This window comes from Nonomuraea sp. NPDC049725, assembly GCF_040674795.1.
GTDB classification, from domain to species: Bacteria; Actinomycetota; Actinomycetes; order Streptosporangiales; family Streptosporangiaceae; genus Nonomuraea; species Nonomuraea ceibae.
This window is the reverse complement of record NZ_JBFANJ010000001.1, coordinates 718,508-743,041: the sequence shown is the minus strand read 5'-3', so window position 1 is coordinate 743,041 and position 24,534 is coordinate 718,508. Positions and strand designations below refer to the sequence as shown.

26 protein-coding genes are annotated in these 24,534 nt (G+C 71.7%); 11 read left to right on the top strand and 15 right to left on the bottom strand.

The features are described 5' to 3' along the window. Both AB0J53_RS03905 and AB0J53_RS03900 read right to left on the bottom strand, forming a co-directional pair. Entirely contained in the window at positions 1-2,097 is a 2,097-nt protein-coding gene (locus AB0J53_RS03905; protein WP_219519273.1) for a flotillin family protein, read from the bottom strand. Then, on the bottom strand, positions 2,097-2,642 hold the full coding sequence (locus tag AB0J53_RS03900; RefSeq protein ID WP_364168373.1) for a hypothetical protein: 546 nt from the start codon (positions 2,640-2,642) through the stop codon (positions 2,097-2,099). Before AB0J53_RS03900 ends, AB0J53_RS03905 begins: the two co-directional genes overlap by 1 nt. 132 nt (positions 2,643-2,774) lie before the next feature. Between AB0J53_RS03900 and AB0J53_RS03895 the strand changes: the two genes are divergently transcribed. Beyond that, complete coding sequence (locus AB0J53_RS03895) at positions 2,775-3,710, top strand: NADP-dependent oxidoreductase (protein ID WP_364168371.1); 936 nt, start codon at positions 2,775-2,777, stop codon at positions 3,708-3,710. Here the strand turns inward: AB0J53_RS03895 and AB0J53_RS03890 are convergent. Then, positions 3,688-4,203, bottom strand: a complete 516-nt coding sequence (locus AB0J53_RS03890; RefSeq protein WP_357591175.1) for a CGNR zinc finger domain-containing protein — start codon at positions 4,201-4,203, stop codon at positions 3,688-3,690. The genes AB0J53_RS03895 and AB0J53_RS03890 overlap by 23 nt on opposite strands. Before the next feature lie 88 nt (positions 4,204-4,291). Between AB0J53_RS03890 and AB0J53_RS03885 the strand changes: the two genes are divergently transcribed. Then, on the top strand, positions 4,292-5,155 hold the full coding sequence (locus AB0J53_RS03885; RefSeq protein WP_364168369.1) for an alpha/beta hydrolase: 864 nt from the start codon (positions 4,292-4,294) through the stop codon (positions 5,153-5,155). Positions 5,156-5,161: 6 nt separating this feature from the next. Here the strand turns inward: AB0J53_RS03885 and AB0J53_RS03880 are convergent, their stop codons facing one another. Beyond that, positions 5,162-5,734 (bottom strand): dihydrofolate reductase family protein, encoded by a 573-nt coding sequence (locus tag AB0J53_RS03880; protein ID WP_219519298.1) that lies wholly within the window; start codon positions 5,732-5,734, stop codon positions 5,162-5,164. A 133-nt stretch (positions 5,735-5,867) separates the two neighbouring features. On the opposite strand from AB0J53_RS03880, the gene AB0J53_RS03875 reads away from it, so the two are divergent. Continuing rightward, a complete protein-coding gene (locus tag AB0J53_RS03875; RefSeq protein WP_364168367.1) occupies positions 5,868-6,653 on the top strand; it encodes an aminotransferase class IV family protein in 786 nt (261 codons plus the stop codon). Here the strand turns inward: AB0J53_RS03875 and AB0J53_RS03870 are convergent. Together AB0J53_RS03870 and AB0J53_RS03865 are read right to left on the bottom strand one after the other, a co-directional pair. Further along, the gene (locus AB0J53_RS03870; protein WP_364168365.1) at positions 6,640-7,566 is read right to left on the bottom strand and encodes an aminoglycoside phosphotransferase family protein; all 927 of its coding nucleotides are present in this window, start codon (positions 7,564-7,566) and stop codon (positions 6,640-6,642) included. The genes AB0J53_RS03875 and AB0J53_RS03870 overlap by 14 nt on opposite strands. Beyond that, a complete protein-coding gene (locus AB0J53_RS03865) occupies positions 7,551-8,108 on the bottom strand; it encodes a TetR/AcrR family transcriptional regulator (protein ID WP_364168364.1) in 558 nt (185 codons plus the stop codon). Before AB0J53_RS03865 ends, AB0J53_RS03870 begins: the two co-directional genes overlap by 16 nt. Positions 8,109-8,181: 73 nt before the next feature. Between AB0J53_RS03865 and AB0J53_RS03860 the strand changes: the two genes are divergently transcribed. Continuing rightward, entirely contained in the window at positions 8,182-9,930 is a 1,749-nt protein-coding gene (locus AB0J53_RS03860) for an ABC transporter ATP-binding protein (protein ID WP_364168362.1), read from the top strand. Here AB0J53_RS03860 and AB0J53_RS03855 read toward each other — a convergent pair whose 3' ends face one another. Then, entirely contained in the window at positions 9,931-10,809 is an 879-nt protein-coding gene (locus tag AB0J53_RS03855; protein WP_357591183.1) for a 1,4-dihydroxy-2-naphthoyl-CoA synthase, read from the bottom strand. 22 nt (positions 10,810-10,831) lie between these two features. After that, positions 10,832-11,164 (bottom strand): metalloregulator ArsR/SmtB family transcription factor, encoded by a 333-nt coding sequence (locus AB0J53_RS03850; RefSeq protein ID WP_049574618.1) that lies wholly within the window; start codon positions 11,162-11,164, stop codon positions 10,832-10,834. An 86-nt stretch (positions 11,165-11,250) separates the two neighbouring features. Here AB0J53_RS03850 and AB0J53_RS03845 point away from each other — a divergent pair, with 86 nt between their 5' ends. Then, the gene (locus AB0J53_RS03845) at positions 11,251-11,421 is read left to right on the top strand and encodes a DUF3073 family protein (RefSeq protein WP_219519304.1); all 171 of its coding nucleotides are present in this window, start codon (positions 11,251-11,253) and stop codon (positions 11,419-11,421) included. On the opposite strand, the gene AB0J53_RS03840 is transcribed toward AB0J53_RS03845, so the two are convergent. Further along, the gene (locus tag AB0J53_RS03840; RefSeq protein ID WP_364168359.1) at positions 11,384-12,670 is read right to left on the bottom strand and encodes a cytochrome P450; all 1,287 of its coding nucleotides are present in this window, start codon (positions 12,668-12,670) and stop codon (positions 11,384-11,386) included. The genes AB0J53_RS03845 and AB0J53_RS03840 overlap by 38 nt on opposite strands. 61 nt (positions 12,671-12,731) lie before the next feature. On the opposite strand from AB0J53_RS03840, the gene AB0J53_RS03835 reads away from it, so the two are divergent. Then, the gene (locus AB0J53_RS03835) at positions 12,732-13,334 is read left to right on the top strand and encodes a TetR/AcrR family transcriptional regulator (RefSeq protein ID WP_364168358.1); all 603 of its coding nucleotides are present in this window, start codon (positions 12,732-12,734) and stop codon (positions 13,332-13,334) included. Here AB0J53_RS03835 and AB0J53_RS03830 read toward each other — a convergent pair. From AB0J53_RS03830 to AB0J53_RS03820, 3 genes are all read right to left on the bottom strand, one after another. Beyond that, positions 13,315-14,214: an alpha/beta fold hydrolase gene (locus tag AB0J53_RS03830; RefSeq protein WP_364168356.1), complete on the bottom strand. Its 900-nt coding sequence runs from the start codon at positions 14,212-14,214 to the stop codon at positions 13,315-13,317. The genes AB0J53_RS03835 and AB0J53_RS03830 overlap by 20 nt on opposite strands. A 55-nt stretch (positions 14,215-14,269) precedes the next feature. Then, positions 14,270-17,122, bottom strand: coding sequence for a LuxR C-terminal-related transcriptional regulator (locus AB0J53_RS03825; protein WP_364168354.1), 2,853 nt, complete (start codon positions 17,120-17,122; stop codon positions 14,270-14,272). 74 nt (positions 17,123-17,196) lie between these two features. Then, positions 17,197-17,697 (bottom strand): hypothetical protein, encoded by a 501-nt coding sequence (locus tag AB0J53_RS03820; RefSeq protein ID WP_364168353.1) that lies wholly within the window; start codon positions 17,695-17,697, stop codon positions 17,197-17,199. A gap of 158 nt (positions 17,698-17,855) precedes the next feature. Here AB0J53_RS03820 and AB0J53_RS03815 point away from each other — a divergent pair, with 158 nt between their 5' ends. Together AB0J53_RS03815 and AB0J53_RS03810 are read left to right on the top strand one after the other, a co-directional pair. Continuing rightward, positions 17,856-18,395, top strand: a complete 540-nt coding sequence (locus AB0J53_RS03815; RefSeq protein WP_364168352.1) for a peptidylprolyl isomerase — start codon at positions 17,856-17,858, stop codon at positions 18,393-18,395. A 74-nt stretch (positions 18,396-18,469) separates the two neighbouring features. Beyond that, a complete protein-coding gene (locus AB0J53_RS03810; protein ID WP_364168350.1) occupies positions 18,470-19,330 on the top strand; it encodes a rhomboid family intramembrane serine protease in 861 nt (286 codons plus the stop codon). 37 nt (positions 19,331-19,367) lie between these two features. On the opposite strand, the gene AB0J53_RS03805 is transcribed toward AB0J53_RS03810, so the two are convergent. Beyond that, positions 19,368-19,613: a cell division protein CrgA gene (locus AB0J53_RS03805; protein WP_219498459.1), complete on the bottom strand. Its 246-nt coding sequence runs from the start codon at positions 19,611-19,613 to the stop codon at positions 19,368-19,370. A gap of 139 nt (positions 19,614-19,752) precedes the next feature. Between AB0J53_RS03805 and AB0J53_RS03800 the strand changes: the two genes are divergently transcribed. Genes AB0J53_RS03800 through AB0J53_RS03790 form a run of 3 tightly spaced genes read left to right on the top strand, consistent with a single transcriptional unit; the run spans position 19,753 to position 21,093 of the window. Next, positions 19,753-20,364, top strand: coding sequence for a class E sortase (locus AB0J53_RS03800; protein WP_219498461.1), 612 nt, complete (start codon positions 19,753-19,755; stop codon positions 20,362-20,364). 1 nt (position 20,365) lies between these two features. Then, entirely contained in the window at positions 20,366-20,524 is a 159-nt protein-coding gene (locus AB0J53_RS03795) for a hypothetical protein (RefSeq protein ID WP_219498462.1), read from the top strand. Then, positions 20,521-21,093: a gamma-glutamyl-gamma-aminobutyrate hydrolase family protein gene (locus AB0J53_RS03790; protein ID WP_364168348.1), complete on the top strand. Its 573-nt coding sequence runs from the start codon at positions 20,521-20,523 to the stop codon at positions 21,091-21,093. Before AB0J53_RS03795 ends, AB0J53_RS03790 begins: the two co-directional genes overlap by 4 nt. Before the next feature lie 126 nt (positions 21,094-21,219). Here AB0J53_RS03790 and pknB read toward each other — a convergent pair whose 3' ends face one another. Together pknB and AB0J53_RS03780 are read right to left on the bottom strand one after the other, a co-directional pair. Then, positions 21,220-23,088: a Stk1 family PASTA domain-containing Ser/Thr kinase gene (pknB, locus tag AB0J53_RS03785; RefSeq protein WP_364168346.1), complete on the bottom strand. Its 1,869-nt coding sequence runs from the start codon at positions 23,086-23,088 to the stop codon at positions 21,220-21,222. 85 nt (positions 23,089-23,173) lie between these two features. After that, positions 23,174-24,532, bottom strand: coding sequence for a protein kinase (locus AB0J53_RS03780; RefSeq protein ID WP_357591192.1), 1,359 nt, complete (start codon positions 24,530-24,532; stop codon positions 23,174-23,176). Between the last annotated feature and the right edge of the window lie 2 nt (positions 24,533-24,534).

Sequence of the window (24,534 nt, the reverse complement as noted above, 5' to 3'; positions counted from 1 at the left end):
TCAGACCTTCGCCGGGGTCAGCGCCGCCACGGGGGAGTCGGCCACGCCCAGCCGGCGCGCCGTCTCCAGCAGCTCGCCGAGCGGCCCGGAGTCCGGCCCGCCGCGCTGGATGAGCTGCATGAGCAGCGCCGACACGGTCAGGTTCTTCAGGTCCTCGCTGCCGATCCCGCCGACCAGCCGCCCGATGTCCTCGACCAGGCTGGCGCTCCCGTTCAGGTACGGGGTCGCCATCGACCGGACGACACCGGAGTGCTCGACGAAGCCGTCGACCACCTTGCCCGCGGTGATGGAGCCGACGACCTTGTCGAAGAACATCGTGTCGCCGCCGACGATGTCGATGTTGGCCTTGGCCAGCCCGGCGGCCAGCACACCGGCCTGCGACTCGGCCACCTGGCGGGAGACGTCGATCTGCTTGAGCCGCACTTCCTTGTCGGCCTCCAGCCGCAGCCGGTACTCCTCGTGCGCCCGGCTGGCCTCGTCCAGCGCGGCCAGCGCGGCGGCCTTCTCCGTCAGACCCTCGGCCTCGGCCTTGAGCTTCTCGCCCACCGCCGCGGCGGTGGCCAGCGCCATCGCCTGCTCGCCCTCGGCCTTGGCCTTGAGCCGGTCGCCCTCGACCAGCGCCATCGCCTTGGCGCCGTCGGCCTCGGCCCGCAGCTTCTCGCTCAGCACCAGCGCCTCGGCGCGGCCGACCTTCTCGATCGCCTCCGCGTCGCGCTCCCTGACCTGGACGTCGGCCAGCCCGGCCGCGGCCGACTCGGCCTGGATGCCCTCCGCCAGCCGGATCTTGGCCCGGGCCTCCAGCTCGGCGGCCTGCTGCTTGGCCTCGGCGAGCACGAGCTCCTCACGGGCCCGGAACTTCGACGCCGCCTCCGCGGCCTCGGCCGCCTTGATGCCCTTGACCAGGTTCTCCTGCGCCTCGGCCTCGGCGGCGATGATCACCGACTGGCGGGTGCGCTCGGCCTCCTCGACCACGCGCAGCCGCTTGATGGCCTCCTCCTGCTCGGCCACGGTCTTGTCGACGGCGATGCGCTCGCGGATGACCTCGGCGATCGACCGCTTCTCGGTCTCGACCTCCTTGTCCTTGGCGATGCGCGACAGCTCGGTCTCCCGCTCGCGGGCGATGACCTCCAGCAGGCGGTCCTTCTCGATGCGCTCGGACTCGATGGCGATCACGCGCTCGCGGTTCTTCTCCGCGACGGCGACCTCGCGGGCCCGGTTCTCGTGCTGGACGCCGAGCTGCTCGTCGGTCTTGATGTTGGCGGCCTGCGCCTTGAGCCGCTCCTCGGCCTGGACGCGGGCGATCTCGGCCTCCTCGCGCGCCTTCATGGTCTCGATCTCGCGCTTCTGCTTGATCTCGGCGTCGGCCTGGCGGCGCTGCAGCTCCAGGATGGCCTCACGGGCGTCCACGTTCTGGCGGGTGATCTCCTTCTCCTCGGTGCGCTGGAACTCGTTGGTGCGCACGTGCTCCAGCGCCGTCAGCTCGGTGATCTTCCGGATGCCCTGGGCGTCGAGGATGTTGCTCTTGTCGAGCTGGTTGAGCGAGGTCTGCTCCAGGTAGTCGATCGCCGCGTCCTCCAGGCTGTAGCCGTTGAGGTCGGTGCCGATCAGCCTGACGATCTGGTCGCGGAACTCGTCGCGCTTGGTGTAGAGGTCGACGAAGTCGAGCTGCTTGCCGGCGGTCTTGAGCGCCTCGGAGAACTTGGCGCTGAACAGCTCCTGGAGCGTCGACTCGTCGCTGGCCCGGACGGTGCCGATGGCCTGGGCGACCTTGATGACGTCTTCAGCGGTCTTGTTCACCCGGACGAAGAAAGTGATCTTGATGTCGGCCCGGATGTTGTCGCGGCAGATCAGCCCTTCCCGGCCGGTCCGCCCGATCTCGATGGTCTTCACCGAGATGTCCATGATCTCGGCCCGGTGGACGACAGGCAGCACGATGGCCCCGGTGAACGTCACGTCGACCTTGTTGACCTTCGAGATGATCAGCGCCTTGCCCTGCTCGACCTTCCGGAAAAGGCGGCCGACGAGGATGAGCAGTCCTATGACGATGACCAGGACGACGGCGAGGAATATACCGAATCCGGTGGAGATGACATCCATCAGTGCTCACTTTCGTAAGGCATGACCCAGAAGAATTCGCCGTCTGCGTCGTATTCGAAGATCAATGCGCTGTCGCCGCGGGACAGCCTGTCCTGACCGGTCGTGCGGACCTGGATCACGGCCGAGGAGCCGTCGGCGGCGGTGACTTCGGCCTGACCGAAGTCGGCTGTCGCCGAGCCGGTGCGGATCACGCACATCTGGCCGACGAAGTCGCCGCGCGAGGGCTGCCGCTCGCGGGGCGCCAGCCGCCGCAGCGGCGCGAGCAGGGCGCGCGTGCCAAGCCAGCCGCCGGCCAGGGCCGGCAGCGGCACGACAGGAAGGGTGGTGATCTGGCTGCCGATCAGCGTCAGCAGCCAGGAGAACGCGATCAGCAGCGAGAGCGTGACGCCGGCCGGCACACCGCCGAGACCGAGCCATGGCGCGTCATGGTCGCCGGTGTCGAACAGACCGGTCACGACCACGATCCAGTAGCCGACGACCACGATCAGCGGGTAGGTGAAAACGGCCATCGGATAGCTGAACGCGACATGCAGAAACTCGCCCAATGCTGGTTGCCCCGTCCCCCGGTGCGTATCCGTTGTCGGACTATATCGAGATAAAGAGCGAGTAAAGGAAAAAGTTCCCGAAAGGTTAGCTGGCTTGACCTCAAGTGCGGTTGAGGGATCAGGCTGGGCGGCATGAGCCAAGAGATGATGCGGGCCGCGGCGTTCTCCGCCTTCGGCGGCCCCGAGGTGTTGCGTGTGATGGAGCTGCCCGCCCCGCAGGCGGGCCCCGGCCAGGTGCGGGTGCGGATCAGGGCGGCCGGGGTGCAGCCGTTCGACACGGCGGTGCGCGCCGGCTGGACCCCGCCGAACGTGACCGGCGACCTGCCGCGCATCCCCGGCAACGAGTTCGCCGGCGTGGTGGACCAGGTGGGCGAGGGCGTGACGGAGGTGGCGGTGGGCGCGGAGGTGCTCGGCTTCTCGCTGCTCAACTGCTATGCCGAGTACGTGGTGGTGGCCGCCGGTGACGTGACGCCCAAGCCGCCGGAGCTGCCGTGGGAGGTGGCGGGCGGGCTGACCTCCGGGGTCCAGTCGGCCGAGCTGGCCATCGACGGGCTCGGCGTGGGCGAGGGCGACACGCTGCTCGTGCACGCCGCCGCCGGCTCGGTCGGCACCGCGGCCGTCCAGATCGCCCGGCGCCGCGGCGCCACCGTGATCGGCACCGCCCGCGAGGAGAACCACCCCTACCTGCGCGAGCTCGGCGCGATCCCGGTCGTGTACGGGGACGGGCTGGCCGACCGGGTGCGCGCGCTCGCGCCCGGCGGGATCGACGCCGCGCTCGACGGCGCCGGCGGCCACGCGCTGGAGGTCTCGCTGGAGCTGGTCAAGGACCGCTCCCGCATCCTCACGCTGGTCGAGCACGACAAGGCCGCCGGGCTGGGCGTCAAGGTCACCCAGGGCGTCCGCTCCGCCGAGCGTCTCGGCCGCTACGCCGCCCTGATCGCCGCCGGGGAGTTCGTCTTCCCGGTGCGCAGGACGTACCGGCTGGAGGAGGCCGCGGACGCGCACCGGGAGAGCGAGACCGGCCACGGCCGCGGCAAGATCGTGATCACGGTCGGCGCCGCTGGTTGAACCGGCCCACCTTGGACCGGTTGCCGCAGACCTCCATCGAGCACCAGCGTCGGCTGCCGTTCTTGCTGACGTCGAGGAACCACAGCACGCACTGAGGGTTGGCGCACTTGCGCACCCGTTCCGGCCGCTCGCCCAGCACCCGGGCGAGGTCGGCCGCCGCGGCCCAGGCCGCGTGCCAGTCCGCCGCGTCGACCACCACCAGCTCGTACGGCCCCGTCTCCCCGAGGCGGGGCCGTCGGCCGCCGTGGTCGAGCACGGCGTTGAGCCGGTCGGGAGGGCCGCCGCCGAGCAGGGTGCGCATCGCGTCGCGGGTGGTCACCAGCCGGTCGCGGACCCGCTCGGCGTCGTCCGCGCCGGGCAGGTCGTGGTCGGCGAGCCAGGCGCGGACCCCGTCGAGATCGTCGAACTGGTCGAGGAGCCCGCCCTGCTCCACCCACACGGTGTCGACCAGGTCGAGCCCCAAGGGCTCACCGCGCAGCGGCCGGATTCTCACTACTAACCCCTGAAACGAGTTTGACCGGTTATCGACTGCCATGCTATCACTTAACCGTCTAAATCGCTTTGACCGGTTAGGGGTTGCTGTGACCATTCGCTATCGCACCGCCGTCGTCGACGGGCTCGACGTGTTCTACCGCGAGGCCGGAGACCCGTCCGCGCCCACGCTCGTGCTGCTGCACGGCTTCCCGACCTCGTCCGTCGCCTACCACGAGCTGATCACCGAGCTGGCCGACGAGTTCCACCTCATCGCGCCCGACTACCCGGGGTTCGGGCACAGCTCCGCGCCCGCCGCCGACGAGTTCACGTACACCTTCGACCGGCTCACCGACGTGGTGGACGCGCTGCTCGACTCGCTCGGGCTGCGCTCGTACGCCCTCTACGTGCACGACTACGGCGCGCCGGTCGGCTTCCGGCTGGCCCTGCGGCACCCGGAGCGCATCGCCGGCATCGTCACGCAGAACGGCAACGCCTACGAGGAGGGGCTGACGCCGTTCTGGGAGCCGTTCAAGAAGATCTGGGCCGACCCGTCCGCCGACGTCGCGCCGCTGCTCGGCCTGCTCACCCCGGAGGCCACCCGCTGGCAGTACGCCCACGGCGTGTCCGACCTGTCGCTGGTCAACCCGGACAAGGCGGCGCTCGACCAGGCCAGGCTCGACCGGCCGGGCAACCACGAGATCCAGCTCGCGCTCTTCCGCGACTACGGGACCAACCCGGGGCTCTACCCGCTCTGGCAGGAGTACCTGCGCGAGCAGCGGCCCCCGCTGCTGGCCGTCTGGGGGCGCAACGACGAGATCTTCGGCCCGGACGGGGCGCGCGCCTTCGCCCGCGACCTCCCGGACGCCCGCATCCACCTCCTGGACGCCGGCCACTTCCCCCTGGAGACCCGCGGCCGCCAGATCGCCGGCCTGGTGCGCGACTTCCTGCGCACGCTGTCGGACCGGCCGTAGGGCGGGCTACCGCTCCCGGGGCAGCACCCGGAAGCGCAGGTGGACGGCTTCGCGGCCCTGGGCGGTCCGCAGGATCTCCAGGTGCACGTGCCGCTCCACCTGCTCGAACAGCCTGGTCCCGGCGCCGAACAGCACCGGGACCAGGTGGATGGACAGCTCGTCCACCAGGCCCGCCCTGATGCCCTGGCAGATCGTCTCGGCGCCGCCCATGATCGCGACGTCCTGGCCGCCCGCCGCCTCCTTGGCCAGCGCCACGCCCTCCTCGATGCCGGGGGCGAACTCGTACACGCTGTTGGCGGGGACGTCGTCCGGGACGCTGTGGGAGACGACGATCAGCGGCAGCCGGGCGGGGCCGGACGGGCCGTCGGCCCGCCAGAAGCGCAGGGAGGCGTCGTAGGTGCGGCGCCCGGCGACCATCGCCCCCATCGCCGGGACGTCGGCGACGGCGCGCTCGCCGAGGTCGAAGAACCACTCGTGCAGCCGCTCCCCGCCCACGCCCATCGGCTCTTCCGGGGTGCGTCCGTCGGCCTCGACGAAACCGTCGAGGGACATGCTGATGTCGGCGATGACCTTGCTCATGATGGCGCTCCTCCGGATCGGCTGTCACTGAAGCGTCGAACACACTCATCCCCGATCGACACTTTGCCGCAACCCGTGATATGTATGCATATGCAACATTTGCAGACGCTCAGTACATCGGGGAGCAAGCATCATGGACACCCGTAACGGCAAGCCCGTCACCGTCGAGGACCTCTCGCCGCTGGCCTTCGCCGGATTCGCCCACTTCACCGCCATGCAGGTGCGCGACGGCCGCGTACGAGGGCTGGACCTGCACCTGGAGCGGCTGCGCAACGCCTCCAAGGAGCTGTTCGGCCGGGCGGTTCCGGACGACCGGGTGCTGGCGTACATCAGGTCGGCCGTGGAGGCGGGCCCCGCCGACCTCTCGCTCAGGGCCACCGTCTACTCGCCCGCGGGCGAGTTCACCGCCGCCGACGCCGAACCCGAGGTGCTGGTCAGCACCGGCCCCGCCTCCGACGGCCCGCGCGGCCCGCTGGCGCTGGCCGTCGTGGAGCACGAACGCTTCCTGCCCGTCATCAAGCACGTCGGCGAGTCCGCGAAGACGTATGTGCTCCGCCAGGCCGTCGAGCAGGGCTTCGACGACGCGGCGTTCGTGGACCGGCGGGGCCGCCTGAGCGAGGCGTCGATCTGGAACCTGGCCTTCTGGGACGGCGAGGCCGTCGTGTGGCCCGAGGCCGCGATGCTCACCGGCACCACGATGGGCATCCTGCGCAGGCGGCTCGACGACCTGGGCGTGCCCCAGCGGGCCAGGGAGATCACGATAGCCGACCTGCCGTCGCTGGCCGGGGCCGTGGTGATGAACTCGTGGACGCCCGGCGTGCCGGTGCACCGGATCGGCGGCGAGGCGCTGCCCGAGGCGCCGGAGTTCGTCGGGCTGCTGCACCGCGCCTTCGAGGCGGAGCCGCTCACCACACCGTGACGACGGCCTCCGCGACCGCGAGCTGCACGTCGTCCAGCCGGGTCTCGCCGTCCTCGACGCTCCACAGCGAGTTCTGCAGGACCCGGCCGAGCGTCCAGCCCGCGGCCCGCTGCCGGTCCAGGCCCAGCAGATCGGTCATCAGGTCGAAGCGCCGCAGCACCGCCCGCCGCACGTCACCGGTGGCGACCACGTCGTCCCAGCGGTTGTGCAGCGCGGGCATCAGGTCGAACCCCGGGTCGCCGGCCAGCGGCTTGGGGTCGATCGCCAGCCACGGCTCACGCTCGGCGGCCAGCACGTTGTCGTAGTGCAGGTCCCAGTGCAGCAGCCGGTCGCCGGCCTCGCCCGCCAGCTCGCCGACGGCCCCGGCGCACACCCGCAGCCAGCGCCGGTCGTCCTCGCCGGGCAGCGCGTCCAGCGCGCCGGGCACGTCGTCCAGCATGCCCCGGGCGATGTCGGCCAGCCGCCGCGTCCCGGCCGGCGCGGGGACCGCCACCAGCCGCCGCAGCAGCCCGGTCAGGATCTCCAGCGCCGCCAGGTCGTCCGGCACCGACGACAGCGTCGTGCCCCCGTCGAGCCGCTCCAGCAGCAGCGTGCCCGTCGCCGGGTCCGACTCCAGCAGCAGCACGCTGGCCCGGCCCGCCCAGGCGAGCAGCCCGGGCCCCTCGCTCGCGTTCTCGTCGCTGACCGGCTGCAGCTTCAGCGCCGCCGGGGCGCCGCCGGCCCGCACCACGGGCAGCACCAGCGACACCACGCCGTGCATCGGCTCCCCGTCGAGCCGCAGCTCCCACTCCTCCAGGTAGCGCTCGGCCAGCGCGGGCAGCCCCGCCGACCACGCCCGGCCCGCCTCGCCGTCCCACTTCACGTGACTCTCGGTCAGTGCGGGCGGCACCACGATCCTCATGGCGCCACGCATTTCCTGAGACTGCGCAGGCACAGCTCCAGCGAGGAATGCTTGGGAGCGCCCTGGTCGCGGGTGTGCTGCCAGGCGGTGTAGAGCATGGCCCACAGCATCTGCGTCACCCACTCCGCCGGCTGGCCGGGATCGAAGCTCCCGTCGGCGTGACCGCGCTGGACGAGCCGGGTGAGCGCGCGGTCGGCGTCGGTCTCCTCGTCCCATCCCTCCCAGGTGGTGAGCTGGGGGTTGTCGAAGGCGAACAGCAGGCCGTCGCCCAGCTCGAAGTATTCCTGGCAGACCCGCTCCAGCGCCTCCAGGGCCGTCCCCTCGTCGAGGCGGGCCCGCTCGGTGGCGGTCTCGATGCGTTCGAGCAGGTAGACGCTGAGCGCCGCCAGCAGGTCGGAGCGCTCGCGGAAGTAGCGGTGGATGGTGGTCCGCCCCACCCCGGCCTCGGTGGCCACGTCGGTCAGCGAAGCGCCCGAGTTCTTCGACAGGACCGCCACCGCGGCGTCGAGGATCGCGCGCCGGGTCCGCGCCCGGGTGCCCGTGAGAACGTCCATGCGTCTACGGTACTCCCTAACCCGGAACGGAACGAGTTTGACGAGAACAGAACAGTCGTGTTCCATAAATGTCATGGCTGACTCATTCCGGATCCTGTGGTCCTTCGCCCGGCCGCACACGCGCACGCTGCTGTCCGGACTCGTGCTGGCGCTGCTCGGGTCGGCGCTCGGACTGGCGACCCCGATGGTCACCAAGTGGGTCCTCGACACGCTCGGCACCGGCAGCTCGCTGGCCGGGCCCATCACCGCGCTGCTCGTCCTGATGGTCGTCGGCGCCGCCATCGGGCGCTGGCAGTGGACCATGCTCGGCTCGCTGGGGGAGCGCGTCGTCCTGGAGGCCCGCGACTCGATGGTGCGCCGCTTCCTGCGCGCCAAGGTGCCCGCCCTCACCCGGCACTCGCCCGGCGAGCTGGTCACCCGCGTGACCTCCGACACCGTGCTGCTGCGCGAGGCCGCCACCTCCAGCGTCATCGGACTGATCAACGGAGCCGTCATGCTGGTCGGCACGCTCGTCCTGATGGGCGTGCTCGACCTGGCCCTGCTCGGCGTCACCGCGGCGGCGGTGCTAGCGGTCGTCCTGCTGTTCGCGCTGCTCATGCCCGCCATCGCCAAGGCGCAGGCCCGGGCGCAGGAACACGTCGGCAGGATGGGCGGCGTCCTCGAAGGCACCCTGCGCGCCATCAGGACCGTCAAGGCCGTCCGCGCCGAGGAGCGACAGGGCGACCGCATCCTCGCCGAGGCGCGGGCCTCGGCCGAGCAGGGCGTGCGCGCCGTGCGCGCCGAGGCCACCGCGTGGACCGTGGCCTGGTCCGGTCTCCAGCTCGCGATCATCCTGATCCTCGCCGTCGGCGCCTGGCGGGTGGGCGCCGGCAGTCTGGAGGTGTCCAGCCTCATCGCGTTCCTGCTGTACGCGTTCGGCCTCATGGAGCCGATCACCGAGCTGAGCCAGAACCTCACCGCGCTGCAGTCGGGCGTCGCCGCCGCGACCCGCATCCGCGAGCTGGACGCCATGGAGGCCGAGCCCCCGGTGAGCGCCACGCGCCGCGACCTGGCCCCGGTGACCGGCCGGGGTCCCGTCCTGGAGCTGCGCGGTGTCACCGCCGCGTACGCGCCGGGAGCCGGGCCCGCCGTGCGCGACGTCGACCTGGTCATCCCCAGGCACGGCCACCTCGCCGTGGTCGGCCCGTCGGGGGCGGGCAAGACGACGCTGTTCTCGCTCCTGCTCGGCTTCCTCGAACCCGGCGACGGCACGCTGCTGCTCGACGGCCGCCCGTACCAGGAGTACGGGCGCGACCAGATCAGGGCGCGCCTGGCCTACGTCGAGCAGGAGACGCCGATCGTGCCCGGCACGGTCCGCGACAACCTGCTGTTCGCCCACCCCGACGCCACCGAGGAGGAGCTCCACCGGGTGCTGGCCGAGGTGCGGCTGGCCGACAAGGTCGCCACGCTCGACGACGGCCTCGACACGCCCCTGTCGTCCACCCAGGTGTCGGGCGGCGAGCGTCAGCGCATCGCGCTCGCCCGCGCCCTGCTGCGCACCCCCGACGTGCTCCTGCTGGACGAGGCCACGGCCCAGCTCGACGGCATCACCGAGGCCGCGGTCCAGGACTGCGTACGGTCACGTGCGCGGTCGGGCGCGGTCATCACCATCGCCCACCGGCTGTCGACCGTGATCGACGCGGACAGCATCGTCGTCATGGACGGCGGACGCGTCCGCGCCCAGGGCCGCCACGAGGAGCTGCTGGCCGCCGACGAGCTCTACCGCGAACTTGTCGCGGCGCTGCGCATCGCGGCGACCGGGGCCACGGCCGCCGCGCGCTGATCAGTAGTGCCAGGGGAACGGCGACCAGTCGGGCTCGCGCTTCTCCAGGAAGGAGTCGCGCCCCTCGGCCGCCTCGTCGGTCATGTACGCCAGCCGCGTCGCCTCACCGGCGAACACCTGCTGGCCCACCAGCCCGTCGTCGATCGCGTTGAAGGCGAACTTGAGCATCCGCTGCGCGGTCGGCGACTTGCCGTTGACCTTGCGCGCCCACTCCAGCGCCGTCGACTCCAGCTCGGCGTGCGGCACCACCGCGTTGACCATGCCCATCCGGTGCGCGTCGGCGGCGCTGTAGGTGTCGCCCAGGAAGAAGATCTCCCGGGCGAACTTCTGCCCCACCTGCCGGGCCAGATAGGCGGAGCCGAAGCCGCCGTCGAAGCTCGCCACGTCGGCGTCGGTCTGCTTGAACCGGGCGTGCTCGGCGCTGGCCAGTGTGAGATCGGCCACCACGTGCAGGCTGTGGCCTCCGCCCGCCGCCCAGCCGGGCACCACGCAGATGACCACCTTGGGCATGAACCTGATCAGCCGCTGCACCTCGAGGATGTGCAGCCGGCCGGTCGAGGGCGTGCCGTCGGCGTACTGGTAGCCGTCCTTGCCCCGGATGCGCTGGTCGCCCCCGGAGCAGAACGCCCAGCCGCCGTCCTTGGGCGACGGGCCGTTGCCGGTCAGCAGCACGCAGCCCACGTCGGTGCTCTGGCGGGCATGGTCGAGCGCGCGGTAGAGCTCGTCGACCGTCTGCGGCCGGAAGGCGTTGCGCACTTCCGGCCGGTTGAAGGCGATGCGGACCGTGCCCTGGTCGACCGCGCGGTGATAGGTGATGTCGGTGAAGTCGAACCCGTCGACAGCCTGCCACGCCCGGGGATCGAACAGCTCGGAGACCATGGGGCAGAGCCTAACGCGTGGGTCAGGGGACCTCCGCGCGGAGCTCGGCCAGAAGCTGCCCCTGGTCTGCGAGCATGTCGGTGAGGATGCGGCGGGCGGTGCCGAGCAGGTCGGCGAGCTCCGGCGTGGCCAGTGTGTAGACCACGGTGCTGCCTTCGCGGATCGCGCTGACGATGCCCGCCCTGCGCAGGACCGCGAGCTGCTGGGAGAGACTGGACGCCTCGATGTCGATCTGGGCCAGCAGATCCCTCACGGGTAGTGGCCCTTCCTGGAGTAGCTCCAACACTCGGATGCGAGCGGGGTGGCCGAGCGTCCGGAAGAAGTCGGCCTTGGCCTGGTTGACCTCCACGTGCATAGTGCCAGACTAATCCAGCGCAGTTGCATAATTCTTCAAGTCGTAACGTTGTTGGATAGCATGACAGCGGGGACTAGGGAGTAGCCATGGGCCGAGGAAGAGCCAAGGCGAAGCAGACGAAGGTCGCTCGCCAGCTGAAGTACACCAACCATCACATCGACTATGACCGGCTCCGCGAGGAGTTGGGCGCCGATGCCGGGCGCGACGAGATGCGGCCGGCTACGGCGTCCGAGCAGGAGTCCGAGCGCGCGCAATGACGCGTGTCAGCTCCGCCGGGGCAAGGGTGACGTTCGCGAGCCGCCTGGCCTCGGGCGCCTGATCAGGCGCCACGAGTTCCAGGCGGTGCAGCACCTCACGGATGATCACGCGCATCTCCAGGAGGGCGAGCTGCGCGCCGACGCAGAAGCGCCGGCCGCCGCCGAAGGGCATCCACGCCCGGCTCTGCTGCCCCTCCAGAAAGCGTTCCGGGCGGAACTCCGCCGGTGACGGAAACGCGGCGGGGTCCTGGTGCACGAGCGGGATGAACGGTCCCGCGTACCATCCTGCGGGGATGTCATAGCCGCCCAGCCGGAGCGGGGCGTCCAGCAGCCGGGGCGCCTCATAGACCACGGGCCTGGCGCGCAGGGCCTCCTTGACGACCGCGTCGAGGTAGGGCTCGTCGTCGGGCAGCCGCCGCAGCACGTCGGGCAGGCGCAGCAGCCGCTCGAAGGTCCAGGCCAGCCCGGTGGCCGTGGTCTCGTGGCCGGCGATGAGCAGCGTGATCAGCTCGTCGCGGACCTCCTCGTCGCCGAGCCCGGCGTTCAGCAGCCGGCTCAGCACGTCCGTGCCGTCCGGGTCCGCGCGCCTGCGGCGGATCTCGTCGTACAGGATGGCGTCGACGGCCGCCCGCAGCCTCAGGAACCGCGCGTACGGCAGGAACGGCAGCGCCGCCGCCGGGCCGCGCAGCCGTGCCGGGAGCATCGCGACGGAGGCCGAGCCGCCCGACTCGATCAGGCGGGGGAGCAGCGCGCGCAGGCGGCCCATGCGCTCGGCGTCGCGGATGCCGAAGATCAACCGGATGATGATCTCCAGCGTGATCTCCTGCATGCGGTCGCGCAGCGCGAACGGCCTGCCGAGCGGCCAGGCGGCGATCTTCTCGGCGGCGATGGCCGCGATCTCGTCCGCGTAGCCGGCGACCTGCCTGGCGCGCAGCGGCGGCGTCAGAGACTTGCGGTGCCCGGCCCAGGCGTCGCCGTCGAGCGTCAGCACCGAGTGCGCCCCCACCAGCGGTTCGAGGAAGTCGCGCCGGGCGGCGCCGGCCCGCCCGCCGCCCTGGTCGGTCCTGAAGACCTGCTCGGCCAGCTCGGCCGTCGCGACGTACACCTCCGGCGGGAAGCCGAACCAGCGGATCGTGAAGACGTCCCCGTATCTGGCGTGACAGCGCTCGATCAGCCCGGCGGGATCACGCATGAACCAGGCCGTCTGGAGAGCGGCGGGCAGCCGGGGCCCGGGTGGCAGCACGTGCATCAGCTCCAATTGATATGTACGTACGTCATATACGCCCGTATACATCTGTAGCATGGATCACGTGGCACGAAAAGAGGCGGGATACCGCGAAAAACTCCTTGCCGGCGCGGTGAGCTGCCTTCAGGAGAAGGGCTACGCCCGCACCACGGCCCGCGACCTGGTCGCCGCCTCGGGGACCAACCTGGCCTCCATCGGCTACCACTTCGGCGGCAAGGACGCCCTGCTCAACGAGGCCATCGCCGGCTGCTACGAGGCGTGGACCGCGCGGGTGGAGGAGGCGATGTTCGGCGACGCCGTCGGCTCGCCGCGCGACCTGCTGGAGCGGGCGATGGTCGCGCTCATCGACGTGTTCGACGAGATGCGGCCCCAGCTCGTCGTCTGCATCGAGGGTTACCCCGCGGCGCTGCGCGAGAGCGTGCTGCGCGAGCGCCTGGCCGCCGCCTACGGCAGGGGCCGCGAGGCGGGCGTCGCCATGCTCCACCGGGGCGCCGCCGAGCTGGGCATCGAGCTGCCGGTCCCGCCCGAGGCGCTGGTGTCGGTGCTGATCGCGATCTCCGACGGGCTGATGATCCAGTGGCTGCTCGACCCGGCGAGCACGCCCGACGCCCGCCAGGTCGTCGACGTGCTCGCCGCGCTGGGGGCGTTCACCGGGCCGTGTGAGTGAGGATGGCCGCCGCCAGCTCGTCCGCGAACCGGGGCGCGACCATGTGCCCCATGTCCTGAACCATCAGCAGCTCGGCGTCCGGGATCTGCTCGGCGATGAGCGCCCCGTGGCCCGGCTTGGCCGGCTCGTGCGTGCCCTCGACGACCAGCGTCGGCGCCTTGATCCGGGGCAGCGCGCCCACCGGCTCGAAGTCCGGAGCCGTCTGGCCGGCCCGCCGATGGTTCATCGCCGCCCCCAGGTCACGCGCCCGCTCGTGCACGCGCTCGGCCAGCCGCCGCTCCGCGTCCTCGTCGAACGGCAGCGCGGTGCCGTTCATCACCCGCGCCTCGGCGATCAGCGCGTCGATCTCCTCACCCCGGCTCGCGGGCGGCGGGCTCGCGATCACCGCGCGGAAGTGCGCCACGAACTCCGGCGTCGGCGGCGGCAGGCTGCCCTCCGGCTGCGGCTCGCCCATCAGCGCCCGCATGATCACCTGGCCCTCGCCCCCGCCCAGCGGCGACGCGCCGACGACCGTGAGCGTCCGCACCCGCTCCGGCTGCTCCACCGCGACGAGCTGGCCGATCAGCCCGCCCGCCGAATGGCCCACGAGATGCACGCTCTCCAGCCCGTACGCGTCCATCACGCGCAGCATGTCGTCCTTGATGTCGAGCCAGCTGTAAGGATGCGCGTCGAAGTCCACGGTGCCCGACCTGCCCGTGTCGCGGTGGTCGTAGCGGATCACCCGGCGACCGCCCGCCACCAGCCTGCCGACGAGCTCGTCCGGCCACGTGACGCCCTGCGCGCCCGAGCCCGCCACCAGCAGGATCGGCGGGTGCGCCGCGTCCCCGAACTCCTCGGTCCAGATCTCGACGCCGTCACTGTCAATCAGGTTCGTTTGCATGCCTGTCAGCCTGCCGGACCAGGCCCGTGCCGCCTTCCGTAGGACTACTGGCCTCCTACAGTAGGCGGGCCAGTTCAGTACGGCTGGTGATGCCCAGCTTGGGATAGATCTTGTACAGGTGATACTCGACGGTCCGCGGGCTGAGGAACAGCCGCGCCGCCACCTCCTTGCTCGACGCCCCCTCCGCCACCAGCCGCGCGATCCGCAGCTCCTGCGGCGTCAGCGCCGCCAGCGCGTCGCCCGCCGGCCGCTCCACGGCCTCGCCCGCCGCCCGCAGCTCCGCGTGCGCGCGCCGCGCCCACGGCTCCGCGCCCAGCCGCTGGAACGTCTCCAGCGCCGCCCGCAGCGGCCCGCGCGCCTGCCCCGGCTGATGCCCCCGGCGCAACCGCTCCCCGTACAGCAACGCCGTACGCGCCTCCTCGAACGGCTCCCCGTGCAGCCGCAACGCCTCCTCGAACGGCTCGATCGCGCCCTCCACCAGCCCCACGCAGCGCAGCCGCAGCGCCCGCGCCTCGTCGGTCCTGGCCTGGGCCGCCCACCGGTCAAGCGCCTCCAGCGCCTCCCGCGCCGCCGCCGCGTCCCCGGCGGCCATCGCCGCCTCCACCCGGTCAGGGGTCGAACGCCACACCACGGTCGGATGCCCCGCCCCCGGCCCCGCCGCCCGGATCGCCTCGAACCGGTCGTGCGCCGCCGCGAACCGCCCCATCCCCAGATCCAGCATCGCCAGCGCGTACGCCGCCACCGCCGCCCGCAACCCCACCCGGTGCGGCACCGCGATGGCCAGCGCCTCACCCGCGTACGCGCGGCACCGCTCCTCCTCGCCCCGCAGCGCCGCCACCACCGCCAGGTTCGCCAGGTGGGCCGCCTCCGAGTTCGTGTAGCCCGCCTCCCTGGCCAGCGCCAGGCCCTCCTCGGCCACCGCCGCGCTCTCCGCCAGCCTGCCCCCGACCCGCTCGGCCGTCGACACGAACTCCAGCACCACCGGGAGCTGCCCCACCATCCCCGACACGCGCGCCACCCGGCCCGCCCGCCGGATCAGCTCCGCCGACACGTCCGCTTCCCCCAGGTACGACGCCGCCGCCGCGGCCCACAGGAACTCCGCCGCCCCGCTCAGCTCACCGGTCCGCGCCAGCGCCCCGCGCAGCAGCTCGCCGCCGCTCCCGTCACGCAGCATCGCCGCGACGCCCACCAGGATGTCGCGCAGGAAGCCCGGCGCGAACCCCTCCGCCCGCCGGCCGACGTCCACCATGGCCGCCACGTCCCCGACCACGCTGGCCGCCTCCCACGCGTCGGCCAGCATCTCCAGGCTGTCGCCGGCCGCGAACACCCGCATCGCCTCGGCGGCGTCCCCGGAGTTCAGCTCGAACCGCCCCCGCAGCCGAGCCACCTCCCCAGCCACCTCCCCCCGCCCGCCCCTTCCCAGGGCACACCCCTCCACGGGCCCGCGCCCCTCCCCGAGGCCGCGCGCCTCCGCCAGGCCGCCCGCTTCCGTGAGGGCGTGCGCGTCCACCCGCCGGGAGGGGCCCTCTTCCGAGGGGCGCGCTTCCGCCGGGCCGCGCGTCTCCCCGAGGGCGCCCGCCTCCCCGAGAGCGCCCGTCTCCCCGAGGGCATGCGCGTCCACCCGCTCGGACGGGGCCTCTACCAGGAGGCGGGCTTCTGCCAGGTAGGTCTGGGCCTGGCCCGGGCGGCCGCCGAGCCAGGCGGCCTCGGCGGCGTCCTTGAGCCGGCGCGCCCGGGTGAGGGGGTCGGGGGTGAGCTCGGCCGCCCGAGCCAGCGCCGTGGCCGCGTCACCGTAGCCGCCCCGGGCCTGCGCCCGCCCGGCAGCGGCCGCGAGGGCGCCGGCCACGGACTCGTCCCGGCCCACGGCGGCGGCGGCCAGGTGCCAGGCCCGCCGGTCCCCGTCGACCAGCTCCGCCATCACCTCATGGGCCCGCCGCAGCTCACCGGCCCCGGCGGCGGCGTGCACGGCGGACCGCACCAGCGGGTGCCGGAACCGCACCACGGCCCCGGACACGACCACCAGCCCGGCCCGTTCGGCCTCCTGCAGCCCGGCCTCGTGCGTCCCGCGCTCATGGGCCCCGGCGAGCGCGTCCGCCGCCCCCAGCACCGGCCCCAGGTCGCTCTCCAGGGAGGCCGCCAGCAGGACCCGCCGCGCCCCCTCCGAGAGCAGCGCCACCTGGTCGCCGAACAGCTGCTCGCCTCCGGGCAGCGGGTCCGGCAGCGGCGTCCGCCCGGCGAGCTGGTCGGCGGTCAGCACCGCGACCGCCTCGCCGAGCACGAGCGGGTTCCCGCCGGTGAGCGACACGAGCCGCGACCGCACCCCCGGCGCCACCTCGGCCCGCGCGTCCAGCAGGGCGTCGGCGCTCTCGGCGTCGAGCCCGTCCACCCGCAGCTCGGGCACCCCTTTGACGGGCGCGTCCCCACGTACGGCCAGCACCATCCCGACCCGTTCGGTACGCAGCCGCCTGGCCGCGAACAGCAGCGCGTCGGCCGACGCCCGGTCCACCCACTGGAAGTCGTCCACCACGCAGATCAGCCCGCTGTCGGCCGCCGCCTCGACGAGCAGCGAGAGCACCCCCGCCGACACCAGGAACCGGTCCTGGCTGGGCGCCGCCATCCCGAACGCCCCGGCGACGGCGTCACGCTGCGGCCCCGGGAGCGCGTCGAGCAGCCCGATCACCGGCCACACGAGCTGGTGCAGCGCCGCGAACGCCAGGTCCGCCTCCCCTTCGACGCCTCCGGCGCGCAGCACGGTCGCGGCTCCGGCCCGGGAGGCCGCCAGGTCGAGCAGGGCCGACTTGCCGACCCCCGCCGCCCCGCGCAGCACCAGCGCCCGCCCGTCTCCGGCCAGCGTCGATCCGATGAGCTCGTCGATCGCGGCAGTCTCCGCGGTTCTGCCGTACAGCATGCAGGTGACGATATAGGCCCCTGAACACGTGAAAAGCGCGCCCCCGGTTGTCGGGGGCGCGCTTCAGGCGCCGATCACGGCAGCTTGCGCGAGACCTCGTCCGCCTTGTCGGACGCCTTGGCGCCCGTGTGGCGCACGGTGTCCGCAGCCCTGTCGGACTTCTCGCCGACCCAGCGCGAGGCGTCGGAGGCGGAGTCCTTCATGTGCTCGGTCCACTGCTGGGCGTTGCGGCGGTAGAACATGTAGCCCACCGTCCCCACAGCCAGACCGGTGATCAGGACGAGCATCGGCCAGCGCCGCGACTTCGGCCTCGCGGGATTCACCTTGTACGCGGCCGAGTTGAGCATCGAACTCACGGCCGGGGCGAGTTGGTCCTCGACCCGGTGCGCGGCGTTCTCTAGCCTTGGAGCAGCCCAGTAGCGGGCGTCTTCCACTCGCCGGTTGGCGACCAGTTTTGCCTGGTCGGCCATCGGCGCCATACTGCGGCCGGTCTTGACGGCCTGGGCCTTCATCCGGCCCAACCACGTGGTGGGCACTTCTATGGCCACGTGGCGTTTCCTCAGTGTCAGGGACACGACTACCTCCCCTGTCGTTGGGGCCCCGCGCCTGACCTTCCCGGTACAAGGCGGCTCAATCATGACGGGGCGTGGGAGGATGGGCCCGAAGGCCGTACGGCCATAGTCGTCAAATCACCACAAAACCAACCCGGTGCATAGAGGAAGGCCGCTGTCTCGTGGCTGAGAAGCTGATCGCAAACCTGCAGACCAATCACGGCAATATCAAGGTAGAGCTCTTCCCCAACAAGGCTCCCAAAACGGTCCGTAACTTCGTCGAGCTGGCCGAGGGCAAGCGCGAGTGGACCCACCCGGGCACCGGCGAGAAGAGCACCAACCGCTACTACGACGGCACGATCTTCCACCGTGTCATCCCCGACTTCATGATCCAGGGCGGCGACCCGCTGGGCCAGGGCACCGGCGGCCCCGGCTACGAGTTCGACGACGAGATCCACCCGGACCTGTTCGCCTTCAACCGCCCCTACCTGCTGGCCATGGCCAACGCGGGCGTCCGCTTCGGCAAGGGGACCAACGGGTCGCAGTTCTTCATCACCACGGTCAACACCACGCACCTCAACGGCAAGCACACCATCTTCGGCGAGGTGCTGGAGGGCCAGGACGTGGTCGAGGCGATCTCCAAGGTCCGCACCGGCCGCAACAACAAGCCGGTCGAGGACGTCGTCCTGCAGAGCGTCACCATCGAGCGCGTCCAGGAGTAGAAGCGCCGACGCACGACCGGGCCGGGCATGGCAGGGGGGACGCGGCATGCCCGGCCAAGTCATAGGCTGCGGTCATGACCGCCCAGCCGCCCAGCACGCCTCCGCAGCCCGAGCAGCCCGCCGAGGCGGTGCCGACGTGTTTCCGCCATCCCGATCGTGAGACGTGGGTGCGCTGCCAGCGCTGTGAGCGGCCCATCTGCCCTGACTGCATGCGGGATGCCGCGGTCGGGTTCCAGTGCCCGGAGTGCGTCGCCGAGGGCAACCGGGGGATCCGGCTGGCGAGGTCGACGTTCGGCGGGGCGGTGGTGCGCACGCCGTTCGTGACGTGGACGCTGCTGGCGGTCAACGTGCTGGTGTTCGGGGCGCAATACCTGACCGGAGACGTCGTCAGCGGCCTGCTGGCGATGAACCCCTACTGGGTGCTCGTCGACGGCGAGTATTACCGGCTGCTCAGCGCCGCGTTCGGGCACTTCGGCGTCTTCCACATCCTGTTCAACTGCTGGGCGCTCTACGTGACCGGGCCGTACCTAGAGCGGGCGTTCGGGCATGTCAGGTTCGTGGCGCTCTACCTGATCAGCGCGCTCGGCGGATCGGTGCTGGGGCTGTGGTTCGATTCGGCCAACACGTTCAGCATGGGCGCGTCCGGGGCGATCTTCGGCCTGTTCGGCGCCGTGTTCGTGGTCGGGCGCAGGCTGAACATGGACGTGCGCGGCATCATCGTGCTGCTCGTGATCAACCTGGCCATCACGTTCCTCGTGCCCGGCATCAGCTGGACAGGACACATCGGCGGGCTGATCACGGGGGCGGCGCTGGCCGCCGGGATGGCCTACGCCCCCGGGAACAACCGGACCCTGTGGCACGTGGTGGCGATCGCGGGAGCGGTGGTGCTGCTCGCGGCGCTCGTCGTGGTGCGGGCGGTCACCCTCACCCTCTGAGCTCTGTCCCCAGGTGTGGAAAAGACTGTGGAAAGAACTAACGCCAGCGAGTGGAAAGCACCACACCGAAGATGATGAAAACAAACCCGATCAGCAGATTCCAGTTCTGCAGATCGCCGATGAAGGGCGCCTGAGGGGCCACGTAGTAGGTGGCGATCCACAGAATGCCGATGAGCCAGGCGGCGACCATCGTCGGCGCGAGCCAGCGCGGGCTGACCTTCACCTGCTGGGACTTCTGCGGCGGCGTGTAAACCGCCTTCTTGCGGGCCTTCGACTTGGGCACTGGGTTAACTCCTGCTGAGGGCCTGGGCTTCCGGATCGTCCGCAGGCTCTTCGTTAAGGGTAGCGGCCCCAGGATAGTCGCCACGCGCACGACATGGCGATCCCCAGGGTCACGGTTCGGACCTGCTTACTCTGGGCGGGTGCGGGCCTTGCTGCGGACCGTGGGGGAGCTGAGCGTCACCGCGGGCCTGATCCTGATGCTGTTCTGCGCCTACCTGCTCTGGGGTACGGGCGCGTACACGCAGAGCCAGCAGCTCCTGCTGCAGCGCGAGCTGGAGGAGCGCAACGCCGGCCGCCTGGCGAGGATCGAGCTGGGCGAGGCCGTGGCGTTGCTGCGCATCCCGAAGCTGGGCCGGGGCTACCGGTACGCGGTGGTGGAGGGGGTGGACGCCGAGCACCTGAAGAAGGGGCCGGGGCACGACCCGGCCAGCGCCCCACCCGGCAAGGTGGGAAATTTCGTGGTCTCGGGGCATCGGACCACGTACGCGGCCCCGTTCAACCGCCTGGACGAGCTCGAACGCGACGACGAGATCATCGTCGAGGCCCGCGAGGCCCGCTACACCTACCGGGTGACCTCACAGGACATCGTGGAGCCCGACGAGGTCGAGGTGCTCGCCCCGGTGCCCGGCAAGCCCGACATCCGGCCCATCCGCGCCTTCATCACCCTGTCGACCTGCCACCCCGAATACTCCGCCGCCCAGCGGCTCATCGTGTACGGGGTGCTCAAGAAGACCGAGCTCAGGAAGGAGTGACGTGTACGGCTGGATCTGGCGCAAGCTGCCGGGCGGCACCGGCGCCAAGGCGGCCTGGGCCGTGGTGCTGAGCGCGGTCGCGGTCGCCGTACTCTGGTATGCCGTGTTTCCGCTCCTGGAGCCGGCGGTGACGCTCGACGAGGTGACCGTACGCCGATGACCCGTGTCCTCGTGGTGGACAACCACGACAGCTTCGTCCACAACATCGTCCAGTACCTCAAGGAACTGGGCGCCGAGTGCGACGTGCGCCCGCGCGACGAGGTGCGGGTGGCCGACGCCGACGGCTTCGACGGCGTCCTGATCAGCCCGGGGCCCGGCACGCCCGAGGCCGCCGGGGTGAGCGTCCCGCTCGTCCACCGGGCCCACCGCGACGCGCGGCCGCTGCTCGGCGTCTGCCTCGGCCACCAGGCCATCGCCCGGGCGTTCGGCGCCTCGGTCGGGCGGGCGCCCGAGCCGGTGCACGGCCGGACCAGCGCCGTCGAGCACGACGGGCGCGGCGTGTTCGACGGGCTGCCCACGCCCGTGCGGATGACCCGCTACCACTCGCTGGCCGTGCTGCCGGGCACCGTCCCGGACGTGCTGGAGGTGAGCGCCCGCACCGCCGACGGCGTCATCATGGGCCTGCGTCACCGCGAGGCGCCCATCGAGGGTGTCCAGTTCCACCCCGAATCCGTGCTTTCCGAGCACGGCCACCGGCTCCTTTTGAACTGGTTGCGTGGATTGGTGTAACGCACGCCGAACGCGGAGCGACATCCAGATGAGCGTCCCCGCCGTTGCCCCCGAGCGGCGGGGGCGCTTCTTTCATGCCGAAGGCCGCCACCCCGCGAACGGGATGGCGGCCTTCGGCACACCTGGTCAGCCGTTGAGGCCGCCGTCGAGCGGACCGTCGTCACCCGGAGGCTCGTCCTCCGACGGGAACTCGTCCGTCGGCGTGTCGGTCGGCAGGCCGTCGGTCGGGAAGTCGTCCGTCGGCTCCTGCGTGGGCGTCGACACGTCCGGCCCCTCCGAGACCACGATCGTGACCGTCATCCTCGGCGCGAGCTTGGCGCCCTCGCCCGGGTTCTGCTGGATGACGGTGCCGGCCGCCTGCTCGCTCGGCTGCGGGACGCTCTTGACCTTGAAGCCCTCCGACTCCAGCAGCGCCTTGGCCTCCTGCTCGGTCATGCCGAGCACGCTGGGCACCGTGGCCAGCTCCTTGGGGATGAAGAGCTTGACCGTGCCGCCCTTCTCCACTTCCGAGCCGGCCTTCGGGTCGGTCTGGAAGACCTTGCCCTGCGCCTTGGTGGACGCCCGGGGCTCGACCACGCCCTTGAGCCCGAGCTCGCTGAGCATCTGGTTGGCCTCGTCGACGCTCATGCCCACGAGCCCGTCGGGCACCGCGACCTTCTCCGTGCCCTTCGACACGTACAGCGTGACGGTGGCGCCCTCGTCGACCTTGGTGCCGGCGGCCGGGTCGGTCTTGATGACCGTGCCCTTGTCGAACTCGGCGCTGAACTCCTCGACCACCTTGGGCGTGAGCTTGGCGCTCTTCACCTGGGCCTCGGCGTACTCCTGCTCGGTCGAGACCAGCTCGGGCACCGCGATCTGGGAGTCGGTCGGGGTGTCACTGCCGCCGCCGCTCAGAACCACGTAGCCGATGGTGATGAACGCGCCGATGATCAGCAGCGGGATGATGATCCACAGAGCCGTCTTGACCGCGCTGCCGCCACCGCTGTTGGCCCGGCGCCGGCCGCGACCGCCGCCGCCACCGCCCTCGTCGTACTCGTAGGGCGGGACCGTACCGGTGCGCTGCGTCGCCGGACCCTGCGCGGCCTGGGTGGCCGTCATCATGCGGGTGCCCTGGCCGTAGTTGCCCGTCATCGCCATCGTCTGGGCGTCGACCGGCATGCCGGACATCGCACGCTGGATGTCGGCCCGCATCTCGCCCGCGCTCTGATAGCGGTGGGCGGGGTCCTTGGCCATGGCCTTGAGCACGATCGCGTCGGCCCACGCGGGGATCTCCGGGTCGATCTGCGACGGCGGGATCGGCTCCTCGCGCACGTGCTGGTAGGCGATCGCGACAGGGGAGTCGCCGGTGAACGGCGGCTGGCCGGTCAGCAGCTCGTAGAGCACGCACCCGGTGGAGTAGATGTCGCTGCGCGCGTCGACCCGCTCGCCGCGGGCCTGCTCCGGCGACAGGTACTGGGCGGTCCCTATCACCTGCGCGGTCTGCGTCATCGTCGCGGCCGAGTCGGCCATCGCGCGGGCGATGCCGAAGTCCATCACCTTGACGTCGCCGGCCCGGGTGATCATCACGTTGGCCGGCTTGATGTCGCGGTGCACGATGCCGCCGCGGTGGCTGTAGTCGAGGGCGCGCAGGATGCCGTCGACCAGCTCGACCGCGCGCTCGGGAAGCAGCCGGCGGTCGGCGCGCAGCAGGTCGCGCAGCGTCCGCCCGTCGACGTACTCCATGACGATGTAGGGCACGGGAGTGCCGTCCGTGACGTCCTCGCCCGTGTCGTAGACGGCCACGACCGCCGGGTGGTTCAGCGACGCCGCCGACTGCGCCTCACGGCGGAAACGGGCCTGGAAGGTGTGGTCACGAGCCAGATCCGACCGGAGGGTCTTGATCGCGACCACCCGGTCGAGCCGGATGTCCCGGGCGCGATACACCTCGGCCATGCCGCCGCGCCCGACGACACCGTCGAGCTCGTAACGACCTCCGAGTTGCCGAGGCTGAGTCATTTCCTGCACTGTCCCTTACCGTTCATCTTGGTGCCGGCCTGCGCGGGGGGCGGCCGCCGGTGTCCATCGTCGACCCGTTGGCACGTCACGTCTGCTCCTTCGTCGGGTTTGTCTCACCCGGGTCCGGTGTGGCCGACGTCGTCGGTGTCGGCGTGGGCGTCGGCGTCGGGGTCGGTGTGGGGGTCGGGGTTCGGGTGGTGGTCGGGGTCGGTTTCGGCGTCGGCGTCTTCGTCGGTGTTGCTGACTTGCTTACCGTAGCCGACCGCGAGGGTACCGGCTTCGTCGACTTCACCGTAACAACCGGGGGCCGCCGGGTCTCCTTCTTACCGGGCGACGGTTTCGGTTTCACCGGTGAGGCCGTCCGCGAGGCGGGCTCGGTGACCGGGGGCGGCGCCTGGACCGGGGCCCTGGCCGGGGTGAGCGCGAACGCTCCGATCCCCACCGCCGCCGCGCATCCGGCCCCCGCGACCAGCGCCAGCGCGCGGCTGCGCCGCCGCTTGGGGGCGCGCTCGTGCAGCACCGTCGACGGGCTCTCGCCCAGGCTGTCGGTGGTCCGCTCGTCCTCGGGGTCGGGCGGGCGCACCTTGAACCCGGACGGGTCGGTCAGCATGCTCAGCTCCGCGCCGCCGTCGCCGCCGCCCGCCAGCGACTCACGCAGCACGTACGCGCGGTCCGCGATCTCCAGCGCCGACCCGGGCCGCCGCGCCGGGTCCTTGGCCAGCAGCGCCATGACGAGCTCGCGCACCGGCGCGGGCACGTCGACGCCGAGCGGCGGCGGCGTCTCGTTCAGGTGCAGCAGCGCGATCGCCACCGCGCTGTCGGCCTGGAACGGGGTCCGGCCGGACAGGCACTCGTAGGCCACCACGCCCAGCGAGTAGAGGTCGGTCGCCGGCGTCAGCGGCAGACCCTGCGCCTGCTCCGGGCTGACGTACTGGGCGGTGCCGAGCACGGTGCCGGTCTGCGTGACCGGCGCGGCCTCCAGCGCGCGGGCGATGCCGAAGTCGGTCACCTTGATGGCGCCCTCGGGCGTCACGAGCAGGTTGCCCGGCTTGACGTCGCGGTGGATGATCCCGGAGGCGTGCGCCGCGTGCAGCGCCCTGGCCGTCTGGTGCAGCACGTCGAGCGTCACCTCGGGACCGAGCGAGCCGTTGCGCGCCAGGATGGCCGACAGCGGCTCGCCGTGCACCAGCTCCATCACCAGATAGGCGAGGTCGCTGTGCTCGCCGTAGTCGAAGATCTGCGCGATGCCGCTGTCGGCCAGGCCCGCGGTGATGCGCGCCTCGTTGCGGAAGCGCTCGCGGAAGGTGTGGTCGGCGTAGACGTGGCTGCGCAGCACCTTGACGGCGACCTCGCGGCCCAGCAGCTCGTCGCGGGCACGCCAGACCTCCCCCATGCCTCCGGTGGCGATGCGGGAGATCAGCAGATAGCGGTTACCGAGCCGCATGG